The organism is Gryllotalpicola sp. CP2-P1 (assembly GCF_057512245.1).
Map to the genome: position 1 here is coordinate 1 of NZ_JBLRDT010000081.1, position 11,473 is coordinate 11,473.

Consider the following 11,473-nt stretch of genomic DNA (forward strand, 5'->3'; position numbering starts at 1 on the left):
AGGCCGCGACCGCGTCGAGAGAGCGCGCGTCGAGGATCGTGTACGAGTAGCCCTGCTCGGCGAGGAAGCGCTGGCGGTTCTGGGCGAAGTCCTGGTCGACGGTGTCGCGGGCGACGAGCGTGTAGAAGTTCGCCGAGAGCCCGGATTCCTTCGGCCGCAGCAGCCGGCCGAGGCGCTGCGCCTCCTCCTGCCGCGAGCCGAACGAGCCGGAGACCTGGATCGCCACCGTCGCCTCGGGCAGATCGACGGAGAAGTTCGCGACCTTCGAGACCACGAGCGTCTTGAGCTCGCCGGTACGGAAGGCCTGGAACAGCCGCTCGCGCTCGTCGACGGGGGTGGCTCCCGTGAGAGACGGCGCCCCCAGGGCATCCGACAGCATCTCGATCTGGTCCAGGTACTGGCCGATGATCAGCACGCGCTCGCCCTCGTGCTTCTTCACGAGCGAGCGCACGACGTCGAGCTTGGCCGGTGCTGTCGCGGCGAGACGGTAGCGCTCGTCGTCGGCGGAGGCCGCGTACTCGAGGCGGTCGGAGGGCGGCAGGTCGACGCGCACCTCATAGCAGGCCGCCGGTGAGATGAAGCCCTGGGCCTCGATCTCCTTCCAGGGCGCGTCGAAGCGCTTCGGCCCGATCAGCGAGAAGACATCGCCCTCGCGGCCGTCCTCGCGCACGAGCGTCGCGGTGAGGCCGAGGCGGCGGCGCGCCTGCAGCTCGGCCGTCAGCTTGAAGACCGGTGCCGGCAGCAGGTGCACCTCGTCGTAGACCACGAGGCCCCAGTCGAGCGCGTCGAGCAGCGCGAGGTGGGCGTACTGCCCCTTCCGCTTCGCGGTGAGGATCTGGTACGTCGCGATCGTGACCGGCTTGACCTCTTTCGTCTGGCCGGAGTACTCGCCGATCTCGTCCTCGGTGAGCGAGGTGCGGCGCAGCAGCTCGTCGCGCCATTGGCGGGCGCTCACGGTGTTGGTGACGAGGATCAGGGTCGTGGTCTTCGCGGTCGCCATCGCTCCCGCGCCGACCAGGGTCTTGCCGGCGCCGCAGGGCAGCACGACGACGCCCGAGCCGCCCTCGAAGAAGTTGTCGACCGCCTTCGCCTGGTAGTCGCGCAGATGCCAGCCGTCCTCGGCGAGATCGATGGGGTGCGGGGTGCCCGGCGTGTAGCCCGCGAGGTCCTCTGCGGGCCAGCCGAGCTTGACGAGCTCCTGCTTGAGGGCGCCGCGCGCCCACGCGTCGACCGCGTAGGTCTCGTCGTCGATGCGGCGCGTGAGCAAGGGGGCGATGCGCTTGGCGGATGCCACCTCGGTGAGCACCGCGTGGTCGCTGCTCCTGAGGACCAGAGCCCCCTCGTCGTCTCTCGCGATCACGAGCTTGCCGTAGCGCTCGACCGTCTCGCGCATGTCGACCGCGACCGACTGCGGCACGGGGAACTTCGAGTAGCGATCGAGGGTGGCCAGCATGTCGTCGGCCTGATGCCCCGCGGCCCGCGCGTTCCACAGCCCGAGGCGGGTGATGCGGTACGTGTGCACATGCTCAGGCGCCCGTTCGAGCTCGGCGAAAACGGCGAGATCGTGGCGGGCGTCCTCCGCCTGGGGGTGCGCAACTTCGAGCAGCACGGTGCGGTCGCTCTGGACGATGAGGGGTCCGTCAGCCATAAAGAGCGAGCCTACCCCTGAGTGGTGCGGGGAAGCTCTGCGAGGATCGGCGCAGGGCTACGGTGCGCGGACGCCCTTGATGCTCTTGAGTGGCAGGGTGCGCTCGATGTCGGCCTTGCGGTCGCGGCCGCGCAGCCGCCCGCCCCCGACGCCGGTGGGCTCGAGTAGGAACTCGAGCTCGGAGCCGTCGGGCATGCCGACGGTCACCACGAGCGGCACCCGCGCCTTGACGGCCGTCTCGAGCTGTCGCGAGAGCCACGCCTCCGGCGACTGGGCGGCCTCGGTCGCGGACGCCTCGCGCAGGTGGGCGACCAGCGCCGACGCGCGGTCGACCGTCGGCACGGCGTCCGTGGCGGGCGCGTGCCGTTTCCTGACTCCGACGATGCGGCCGGCCGGGTCTTCGGCGGCCACCGGGTAGCGGGCATCCGCCAGTGCCCAGTAGACGACGTCGCGGGGGAAGCGGGAGACGAGCTCGTGATCGGAGACGCGGGTGAAACCGAGCGAGGTGAACGCCTGGTCGACAGCGATCGCCGCGATCACCCCGGCATCCACCGAGCGCACAGAGGTGCGCACGCGCTCGTCGCCGTCGTGGGCGCGCACCCGCACGAGACCGTAGCGCTTCACGGCTTCGTCGATGAGGTAGTCGAGGGGCTGCGGGATGCCCGTGATCGAGACGCTGTTCAGGAAGGCGCGGATCGACTCGGCCGTCTCGCCGGCTCCGATCGCGCGCTCGAGGCTGGCCGCGGTGACGCGGTAGCTCGAGGCGAGGGCCCGGCTCTCGACGTCGGCCACGCGGCGCAGATGCGCATCGAGGCTGGGCACGAGCGGCCCGGGGCTCACGATCGTGAGGTCGTGCTGCAGATAGACCTTGTCGACCTCGGCGGGCAGCAGGGCGGACATCGCGGCGGCCGCCTCTGCCGGGCCGGCTTCCAGCAGCGCCGCGCCCGCGGTGCTCGGCAGTTCCGCCGCCGTGATCCCGAGGAGCTCGGCGGATGCCTCGAAGCGCTCGACCGAGCGCAGCAGCGGCTCGCCGGAGGCCGGGTAGAACCAGGCGAGCGTCTCGTGCAGGGCGCTTCCCCAACGCTGATGGGTGCGGCCGCGCAGCAGTTGGCGGATGGACGGCGGCACGGCCTCGAGCCAGGTCGTCGCGAGCGCCTGCCAGCGCTGCGCGGTCGTGCCTGAGAGCCACTGCTCGGCGGCGTCGGTCGTGAGCCACAGCGAGCCGTCGCGGGCGACCAGCCCGGCGCGCTCTGACAGCCAGACGGCGACCGGCACGGCCGGGGCGTCGACCGCCATAGCGGTCGCGAGCCGCCGGCCGTCGGGCAGGCTGAGCCCGCCCTTCTGCAGCTCGCGCGCCGGCTCGCGCTCGAGCTCGCCGAACAGCTCGGCGAACGCGGTGACCGACTGGAAGGCCCGCTCGGAGGCGAGCCGATCGGTCGCCGCGCGGTCGTCGGAGGTGGCGGGGGCGAGCGCGGCGGGCGGTGCTTCGGTCAGGAGCTGCCGTGCCCCCGGCAGACCCTCGTGCGGCCAGGCGGCCAGGCGTTCGCGCACGGCCTCGTAGGCGACCCACCCGCTCTCGCCCTGCTCGATCAGGGCGCGGTCGGCGAGTGCCGCGAGGTGCTCAGCGGTTGCGGCATCCGCCTCATCGATGTCTTCGCCTGTCGTGATCGCCGCGAGCGTCGCCAGCGTGGGCCGGTCGAGGCCGGTGAGCGCGTGCTGGACAGACGGATGCTCGAGCAGCGCCTCGGCCAGGTCGAAGAAGTCGTCGATCTTCGGCCGCAGCGGCAGTCGCAGCGAGATCAGCGCCCGCAGCGCCTCATCGTCGAGGTCAGCGAGCCGGGAGGCGAGCGTGAGAGTGCTCGTCATCGTTCGCCCCGCCCCGTCGCCATGGCTACTTCGACCCGGGCCCGTTGTACTTGCGGCGTTCGACGGCGCCGACCACGAAGAGCGCGATGATGCCGAGCGCCCCGAGGGGAAGCGCCAGCAGGGGGAAGAACTGCACGAAATACTGCAGCTGAGTGCTGGGTATCTTCATGCCGGCGCCACCCACGATGATCAGGACGAGGATCGCGACGACCGAGAGCCCGATCAGCGCCAGGCTGAAGAAGGCCAGCGAACGCTGCAGTCGACTAACGGGGGGACGGGTCTCGTCGGGCACGAGATAAAGGATAATTGACTTCGGTCTCGGGGCGGCCAGCCCCGTTTCGAGGTCCAGTGACACGAAAGAGGTATCGATGCCCACCGGACGGGTGAAGTTCTACGACGAGGAGAAGGGCTTCGGCTTCATCGCAGGCGATGACGGCCAAGAGGTCTTCCTGCACGCCACGGCGCTGCCCGCAGGCGTCGAGGTCCGCAGCGGAACGCGCCTTGAATACGGCATCGCCGACGGCAAGCGCGGTGCCCAGGCCCTCTCGGTGCGCGTGATCGAGGCGCCGGTCAGCCTCTCGCGCCAGCGCCGGCCGAAAGCCGACGACATGGCGGCTGTGGTCGAGAGCCTGATCCAGGTGCTCGACGGCATCGGCAACGATCTGCGCCACGGCCGCTACCCGTCGAAGTCGCACGGAACGAAGGTTGCGCAGGCGCTGCGCAAGGTCGCCGACGACCTCGAGGCGTGATGAGCGACGAGGTGCAGGCGACGGATGCCGCAGCTGAGGCATCCGCATCGGAATCCCCGGCGCCCGTCGCCGACGACGTGCTGCTGAAAGCCGTCGACGTCGCGCGCGCGGCGCTGGCCGAGATCACGCCGGCCGCCACGATCGGTGCGCCGGCCGGGCATCTCGTCGAGGGCGAGCGCGTGCTGTCCCTGCTGTTCGAGAACAGGCTGCCCGGCTACCCCGGGTGGTTCTGGACGGTGTCGCTCTCGCGCGAGGCCGACTCCGACGCGGTCAACGTGCTCGAGGCCGAGCTCATGCCCGGCGATGACGCGATGCTCGCGCCCGACTGGGTGCCGTGGGCCGACCGGCTCGCCGAGTATCAGGCGCAGAAGAAGGCCGAGCGCGAGGCCGCCGCGGCCGCGGGCGAGCCCGAGCCCGAGGACGAGTTCGTCGCGGACGACGCCGACGAGTCGGATGAGGACGAGGACGGCGACGAGCTCGACAGCGACGACGAGCTCGATGAGTCGGACGATGAGGACGACGACTCCGACGACCTCGAGGTCGCCGACCTGCACGACTTCGACGACGAAGAGGACGACGCCGAGGTCGACGACTTCGAGTCGAGTGAGCTGCAGGGCGCGGAGGCCGCGGCCCTCGCCTCAGACGAAGAGGAGTAGATCGGCGTCTCGTGCCGAGCCGGGCCGGGCCACGCCCGGCACTGTCCTCGTCTCGTCTCGTGTCGCCTCGCCTCGTCTTGCATGGTCTTGCCCCGAAGTGTGAGTTTGGGTCGCCTGAATTCGCCGGGAACTACCCGAACTCACACTTCGGTTGATTTCGGGTGCTCCGGGTGAGGTCGGGTTGGGTTAGTTTGCTCGGAAGCCGTGACGACGCAGGATCGCGAAGACGCGCGCAAGAAACGCCTCACGATCTTCAAAGAGGTCTCTCGCGGTCACCTCGATGACGTCCCACCCGGCCGCTCTGAGGAGCTCGTTCCGCTCGATGTCGCTCAAGTAGCGGTCCCGGCCCCGGTGGCCGTCACCCTGGTACTCGAAAACGACCCCGAGCGCCGCGAGCACGAGGTCCGGGTGCAGAGTGATGGCCCCGTCGGCGACATCGATTGCCTGATGCACGACGGGTTCCGGCACTCCGGCTTCGACGAGCAGGAGACGTAGAAGCGATTCGGGGCGCGAGTCAACGCCGGGCCTGAGCCGCGAGAGCGCCCACCGCAGGTTCCGTGCGCCGCGTTTGCCGGCATACCGTCGCACGGCGTCACTCAGCTGCTCGATCGTGCATCGCGGGCGCCGGCGTGCGCCCTCCCACGCGTCACCGGAAAGCAGGAAGTCCCCAGCCGCGACCAAGTCCTCGCGAGAGATCACGGCCGCCAGTTGGCACCAGGCGTCGGGGCTCCACATCACAGGCAGCCCGGCAAGGAACACGACCTTCACCGAGTCGGCGTCGTATCGGTGGCCGATGATGCCGTCCGCGCGCGGAGCGGAGCGTGGGTCTGGAACCGCGACATCGAGCGCACGGTACTTGGAGTCGAGCGCCGGGGGCAACGGAACCCCGTGCAGCGCGGCCGCGGTCACACCGCTGAACGCCCACGCGCCGGTCATTCGCGCCGCGCATGCCTCGGCCCGTTCACGAAGCGTGCGAGGGCGCCCTACGGCGTTCGCTCCGCGGAAAGGCTGGCTGAGGTCGCGGCCCCTGAGCCGGCCGGGTGAGACACCTGCGGCTCTCGCGGCGCGAGTCGAGAACATGGGACCGAGATGCGGCGGAAGCGAGCGTGGCTGAGGCATCCGCTCACAATGCTCGATCGGGACGCCTCGCGATCCGGGCCACGTGCGGATCCGTGGATCGTTCGAGCTTTTCGAGCTCTGTGCTGGGGAAGACGGGGCGGAAATGGCAGGGACCCGAACTCACTCTTCGGTGAGATTCGGGTCCCCAAAAGCGCGAAGAGGGAGCCTGAACTCACACTTCGGGGGATTGGGGAAGGGGGAAGGGGAGGGGGTCAGCCGAGGTGCTCGACCACGTACTCGATCGAACGGATCAGCTGGGCCACGTCGGCGGGGTCGATCGAGGTGAAGGTCGCGATGCGCAGCTGGTTGCGGCCGAGCTTGCGGTACGGCTCGGTGTCGACGATGCCGTTCTCACGCAGCGTCTTCGCGACCGCGGCCGCGTCGATACCGTCGAAGTCCACGGTCACCACGACCTGTGAGCGGTCGGCGGGGTCGGCGACGAACGGCGTCGTGTAAGGCGTGGCCTCTGCCCAGCGGTAGAGCTGGTCGCTCGACTCCTTGGTGCGCGCCGATGCCCACGCCAGGCCGCCGTTGCCGTTGATCCAGCTCAGCTGCTCGTCGAGCAGGATCAGCGTGGCCACGGCGGGCGTGTTCAGCGTCTGGTTGAGGCGCGAGTTGTCGACGGCCTGCTTGAGGCTCAGGAACTCGGGGATGTAGCGGCCGGACGCCGCGATCCGCTCGATGCGCTCGATGGCGGCCGGCGACACCGCGGCGAGCCAGAGCCCGCCGTCGGAGGCGAGGTTCTTCTGGGGGGCGAAGTAGTAGACATCCGTCTGCGTCACGTCGAAGTCGATGCCGCCCGCCGCGCTCGTCGCGTCGATGACGGTCAGGGCGCCGTCGTCGCCCGCGACCCGCGCGATCTGCGTCGCGACGCCGGTCGAGGTCTCGTTGTGCGGCCATGCGTAGACGTCGACGCCCTCGGTCACCACGGGCTTCGCGCTCGAGCCGGCCGGGGCGTCGACGACGACCGGAGCCTCGAGCCAGGGGGCCTTCGCGGCCTTCGCGAACTTCGACCCGAACTCGCCGAAGGTGAGGTTCTCTGCGCGCTTCTCGATGAGGCCGAAGGCAGCGGCGTCCCAGAAGGCGGTGGACCCGCCGTTGCCGAGGATGATCTCGTAGCCCTCTGGCAGGCGGAACAGCTCGCCGAGACCATCGCGGACTCGGCCGACGAGGGACTTCACCGGCGCCTGGCGGTGCGAGGTTCCGAGCAGCTCGGCGCCCCGCGTCGCGAGCGCGTTCACCGCCTCCTGCCGGATCTTCGAGGGGCCGCAGCCGAAACGGCCGTCAGCGGGAAGCAGTTCGTCAGGCAGCGTGATGCTCGGCATGCGACCCAGCTTATGGGGCGGGGCGATGCGTCCCTTCCAAGTAGGCTGTTAGGGGGCGCGCTGTCAAGAGCATTCCGCCCGGGATTCTTCAATGCCGGTGTATATGAGGGAGCAGGGATGACTGATCTGGTCGACACGACAGAGATGTACCTGCGCACGATCCTCGACCTCGAGGAGGAGGCGATCGTGCCGCTGCGTGCGCGCATCTCGGAGCGCCTGGGGCACTCGGGGCCCACGGTGTCGCAGACCGTGGCGCGCATGGAGCGTGACGGCCTCGTGATCGTGTCGGGCGACCGTCACCTCGAGCTCACCGAGAAGGGCCGCAGGCGCGCGGTCGACGTGATGCGCAAGCACCGTCTCGCCGAGCGGCTGCTCTCGGACGTCATCGGCCTCGACTGGGAGTTCGTGCACGACGAGGCCTGCCGCTGGGAGCACGTGATGAGCGAGCAGGTGGAAGAGAAGATCCGCCGCATGCTGGGCGACCCCACCGAGTCGCCCTACGGCACCCCGATCCCTCCCATGGACGACGAGGGCCGCACCCTGTCGGCCGTGTTCCTCAAGGACGTCGTGAGCACGGTCGAGGCGGTCGCCTCGGGCGAGCCCGTCACGGCGACCATTCGGCGGCTCGGCGAGCCCGTGCAGTTCGACCCCGAGCTGCTCGCCCAGCTGCGCCAGGCCGGCGTCGTGCCGGGCAACACCGTGACGATCTCTCCCGCGGGGGGCTACGTGCTCGTCGAGGTCGCCGGCTACGCGGAGGGGCTCGAGCTTCCCCACGAGGTCGCAAGCCACATCTTCGTCGCCTCCTGAGCGCCCGGCTGGGGAGTTCCTGGCTATTCGACTGACGCGCGAATCCGGTGTGACTTTTTCGTTACCTTCCCCTATTCTCGTTCGAGTCGAAAGGCTGATACCCGGCCGCTAGACCCGGGTCGAGACGCTCCTGATTCCGTCGCTCGACTCGCGAAGCCGAAGCCCACCCCACAGGGCCCAAGACCACTAGGACGGACTCGCGCCTGCGCGGGAGCGCCGGAGGTACACACCTTGGCAGAACTCAACGGGAAGACGGACGGCGCGATCACGCGCCGCGAGGCGCGCGAAGCCTTCCAGGCGCGCAGCGAGGCGGGCGCGATGAAGCGCCGCCAGAGCGCGCAGGAACCCGCCGTTCCGGCATCCGTCGCCTCCGTCGCCAAGCCGAAGCGCAAGCTGAAGCGCTTCGCGAACCTGTTCGTGCTGGTCGCAGCCGCCGGCATCGTCGGCACCATCGCAATCCCCGCCTATGCGTTCAACCCGAGCTCGCAGGGGCACGCCGACTCCAGTTCCGCCGTCATCGACACGATGAAGAAGGCGAACGCGCAGTCGGCCGACGTGGCGACCACCGCCGCCGCTCCGGCCGCCGCGCACGAGGACTTCCAGGCGACCAGCGTCACCGACATCCAGAGCGCGAAGCAGGCTGCCGCGAACGCGGCGGCGGCGAAGGCCGCCGCGGCCACGGCAGCGAAGTACACCGCTGCGTACTCGGGCCCGACGGCTGCGCAGTACCTCACCCAGGTTCCTGCCGGCACGAGCTACAGCCTCGCTGACGTGCTCGCCACGGCGAAGAAGTACGCAGGCACCCCCTACGTCTACGGCGGCTCGACCCCGGCGGGCTTCGACTGCTCGGGCTTCGTGATGTTCGTGTACGCGCAGTTCGGCGTCTCGCTGCCCCACTCGTCGAGCCAACAGGGCCACATCGGCCAGACCGTGTCGCTGGCCGATGCGCAGCCCGGCGATGTGATCGCCCTCAACGACGGCTCGCACGACGGCTTCTACGCCGGCACCGATGCATCGGGGAACGTGCTGATCTTCGACGCGCCCAAGCCCGGCGGCTCCGTCGGCGAGCGGCCGATCTGGACCTCGGCGTACCACATCCAGCACTACGGCGGCTAAGGCTCGACCGGGATTCGACGTGTGCCGATGCGGCGTGGCCGCATCGGCACACGCATGCTCGGGCGGGCATCCCAGGTTAAATCCGTGCGACGACACGGCATGAGATCGCCGCGACCGCATGCGTGATCTGCACCTTCCGGGTTACGCTGGCCGCGTCGGTGCGCCGCATCCGGCGGCGCTCCACCGGTGGGAGACGTCCGTGAACACGACTGGGCCGAGCAACGCGCGTACCGCGCGGGTGCGGCCGAGCGCGGCCACGCGGCACTCGCACCACCGTCACCATCTGCACCACGTCCACCACTTCTGCCCGCAGGCAGTCTTCTTCGGCGTCGCCCTTGTGGCGGCGCCTTCGTCGTTAATGCGCGAGGTGACCAGCCAGGTCGTACGAGCGTATTCCGAAGGAGTCCCATGCGCACTCTCGTCCTGAATGCCGGTTACGAGCCGCTCGCCGTCGTCTCGTTCAAGCGCGCCCTCGCCCTTGTGATGAACCACAAGGCGACCATCGTGCAGATCGACACGGGCCACCCGGTCTTCGGCATCTCGGCGGAGTGGGACCGCCCGAGCGTCATCGTGCTGACGCGCTACGTGCGCCTGCCGCACGGCCGCCAGGTGCCGGTCTCGCGCCGGGGCGTGCTGCGGCGTGACGGGCATCGCTGCGCGTACTGCGCGAAGCCCGCCTCGACGATCGACCATGTCGTGCCGCGCTCGAAAGGCGGTCAGGACTCATGGGAGAACCTCGTGGCCTGCTGCCTGCGGTGCAACAACGTGAAGGGCGACCGCCTGCTCGCGGACATGGGCTGGGAGCTGCGATTCACGCCGCGGATGCCGCATGAGCCTGCGTGGATGGTGCGCGGCTCCGAGCACCTGCTGCCTGAGTGGGAGGACTACCTGCAGCCGCAGGCGGCCTGAGCCCGCACCGGGTTCGGCGGGGTCCACCAGCTGATTCCGTTCACCCCGATTTAACGGGCGGCACTTACCGTGCCCGCCATGGACGCGCTCGCGATCGTCATCCTGGTCGTCGTTCTGGGGCTCGTATTCGACTTCACGAACGGCTTCCACGACACGGCCAACGCCATGGCGACCTCCGTTGCGACGGGGGCGCTCAGGCCGCGTGTCGCCGTGCTGATCTCCGCAGTGCTGAATCTCGTCGGCGCGTTCCTGTCGACCGAGGTCGCCGCCACGGTTTCGAACGGCATCGTCAAGGAAGGGCAGGGCGGCATCCAGATCACGCCCGTCATGATCTTCGCCGGACTCGTGGGCGCCATCATGTGGAACCTCGCCACCTGGTACCTGGGCCTGCCGTCGAGTTCGACGCACGCGCTGTTCGGCGGCCTGATCGGGGCGGCGATCATCGGCAGCGGGTGGGGCGCCGTCGACTGGTTCAACGTGCTGTCGAAGATCGCGCTGCCGGCGCTGTTCGCACCGCTCGTGGCCGGCACCGTGGCGCTCGTGGCGACCTATGCGGCGTACATGATCACCCGCCGGGCGACGAGCCGCGGCGCCGAGCGCGGCTTCCGCTACGGGCAGACGGTGTCGGCATCCCTCGTCTCGCTCGCCCACGGCACCAACGACGCCCAGAAGACGATGGGCGTCATCACCTTGACGTTCATCGCGGCCGGCCTGCAGAAGGCGGGGACCGGGCCGCAGTTCTGGGTGATCCTGGCGTGCGCCCTCGCGATCGCCGCCGGGACGTACTCGGGCGGCTGGCGCATCATGCGCACGGTCGGGAAGCGGATCACCGAGGTCACGCCTCCGCAGGGATTCGCCGCAGAGACCAGCTCGGCCGCGACGATCCTCGTGTCGAGCCACCTCGGCTTCCCGCTGTCGACCACCCAGGTGACGACCGGTGCGATCGTCGGCTCGGGACTCGGCAAGACGCTGGCATCGGTGCGCTGGGGAACGTTCGGGCGCATGGCGCTCGCCTGGCTGATCACGGTGCCCGCGGCCGCGCTGGTCGCCGCCGTTGCGACGCTGATCGTGAAGACCGGCGCCATCGGGACGGTCATCGTGGTCGTCGCCGCCGTGGCCGGCATGGCGGCGTTCTGGATGCTGTCGCGGCGGCACCCCGTCAGCCACGAGACCGTGAACGTCGATGAGGACGTGCTCGCCGGCAGGCGCGAGCCCGTGAGAGTTGGGGAGCCGAAATGATCGCATGGAGCGCGCTCGGCATCGAGTTCGTCGTGAGCC

Annotated in this window: 11 protein-coding genes; 6 read left to right on the forward strand and 5 right to left on the reverse strand. The window is 69.8% G+C overall.

The features are described from left to right. The 3 genes from ACM2XV_RS08185 to ACM2XV_RS08195 form a co-directional block, all read right to left on the reverse strand. Positions 1-1,648: DNA repair helicase XPB (locus ACM2XV_RS08185; RefSeq protein ID WP_344773589.1), on the reverse strand; the 1,648-nt coding region annotated here is incomplete at its 3' end. 57 nt (positions 1,649-1,705) lie between these two features. Beyond that, positions 1,706-3,514 carry a helicase-associated domain-containing protein gene (locus ACM2XV_RS08190; protein ID WP_344773587.1) on the reverse strand — a complete coding sequence of 603 codons (1,809 nt, stop codon included), beginning with the start codon at positions 3,512-3,514 and terminating at the stop codon, positions 1,706-1,708. Positions 3,515-3,539: 25 nt separating this feature from the next. Continuing rightward, a complete protein-coding gene (locus ACM2XV_RS08195) occupies positions 3,540-3,806 on the reverse strand; it encodes a hypothetical protein (protein WP_344773585.1) in 267 nt (88 codons plus the stop codon). Between the two features lie 76 nt (positions 3,807-3,882). Here ACM2XV_RS08195 and ACM2XV_RS08200 point away from each other — a divergent pair, with 76 nt between their 5' ends. Both ACM2XV_RS08200 and ACM2XV_RS08205 read left to right on the forward strand, forming a co-directional pair. Further along, positions 3,883-4,263, forward strand: coding sequence for a cold-shock protein (locus ACM2XV_RS08200; protein WP_344773583.1), 381 nt, complete (start codon positions 3,883-3,885; stop codon positions 4,261-4,263). Then, positions 4,263-4,919 (forward strand): DUF3027 domain-containing protein, encoded by a 657-nt coding sequence (locus ACM2XV_RS08205; RefSeq protein ID WP_487026581.1) that lies wholly within the window; start codon positions 4,263-4,265, stop codon positions 4,917-4,919. Before ACM2XV_RS08200 ends, ACM2XV_RS08205 begins: the two co-directional genes overlap by 1 nt. Before the next feature lie 186 nt (positions 4,920-5,105). Here the strand turns inward: ACM2XV_RS08205 and ACM2XV_RS08210 are convergent, their stop codons facing one another. Together ACM2XV_RS08210 and serC are read right to left on the reverse strand one after the other, a co-directional pair. Continuing rightward, on the reverse strand, positions 5,106-5,855 hold the full coding sequence (locus ACM2XV_RS08210; protein ID WP_487026582.1) for a hypothetical protein: 750 nt from the start codon (positions 5,853-5,855) through the stop codon (positions 5,106-5,108). A 395-nt stretch (positions 5,856-6,250) separates the two neighbouring features. Continuing rightward, entirely contained in the window at positions 6,251-7,363 is a 1,113-nt protein-coding gene (gene serC / locus ACM2XV_RS08215; protein ID WP_487026583.1) for a phosphoserine transaminase, read from the reverse strand. Between the two features lie 117 nt (positions 7,364-7,480). Between serC and ACM2XV_RS08220 the strand changes: the two genes are divergently transcribed. The 4 genes from ACM2XV_RS08220 (at position 7,481) to ACM2XV_RS08235 (ending at position 11,434) form a co-directional block, all read left to right on the forward strand. Next, on the forward strand, positions 7,481-8,170 hold the full coding sequence (locus tag ACM2XV_RS08220) for an iron-dependent transcriptional repressor DtxR (protein ID WP_344773575.1): 690 nt from the start codon (positions 7,481-7,483) through the stop codon (positions 8,168-8,170). Between the two features lie 231 nt (positions 8,171-8,401). Continuing rightward, complete coding sequence (locus ACM2XV_RS08225) at positions 8,402-9,286, forward strand: C40 family peptidase (protein ID WP_344773573.1); 885 nt, start codon at positions 8,402-8,404, stop codon at positions 9,284-9,286. A 408-nt stretch (positions 9,287-9,694) separates the two neighbouring features. Continuing rightward, positions 9,695-10,195: an HNH endonuclease gene (locus tag ACM2XV_RS08230; RefSeq protein ID WP_344773570.1), complete on the forward strand. Its 501-nt coding sequence runs from the start codon at positions 9,695-9,697 to the stop codon at positions 10,193-10,195. A 78-nt stretch (positions 10,196-10,273) separates the two neighbouring features. Then, a complete protein-coding gene (locus ACM2XV_RS08235; RefSeq protein WP_487026584.1) occupies positions 10,274-11,434 on the forward strand; it encodes an inorganic phosphate transporter in 1,161 nt (386 codons plus the stop codon). Positions 11,435-11,473: the final 39 nt, after the last annotated feature.

Excerpts from the sequence above, each read along its gene's own strand:
- ACM2XV_RS08235 (WP_487026584.1), top strand. The coding sequence starts at position 10,274 with ATGGACGCGCTCGCGATCGTCATCCTGGTCGTCGTTCTGGGGCTCGTA.
- ACM2XV_RS08200 (WP_344773583.1), top strand. The coding sequence starts at position 3,883 with ATGCCCACCGGACGGGTGAAGTTCTACGACGAGGAGAAGGGCTTCGGC.
- ACM2XV_RS08230 (WP_344773570.1), top strand. The coding sequence starts at position 9,695 with ATGCGCACTCTCGTCCTGAATGCCGGTTACGAGCCGCTCGCCGTCGTC.
- serC (WP_487026583.1), bottom strand. The coding sequence starts at position 7,363 with ATGCCGAGCATCACGCTGCCTGACGAACTGCTTCCCGCTGACGGCCGT.
- ACM2XV_RS08220 (WP_344773575.1), top strand. The coding sequence starts at position 7,481 with ATGACTGATCTGGTCGACACGACAGAGATGTACCTGCGCACGATCCTC.
- ACM2XV_RS08205 (WP_487026581.1), top strand. The coding sequence starts at position 4,263 with ATGAGCGACGAGGTGCAGGCGACGGATGCCGCAGCTGAGGCATCCGCA.
- ACM2XV_RS08210 (WP_487026582.1), bottom strand. The coding sequence starts at position 5,855 with ATGACCGGCGCGTGGGCGTTCAGCGGTGTGACCGCGGCCGCGCTGCAC.
- ACM2XV_RS08190 (WP_344773587.1), bottom strand. The coding sequence starts at position 3,514 with ATGACGAGCACTCTCACGCTCGCCTCCCGGCTCGCTGACCTCGACGAT.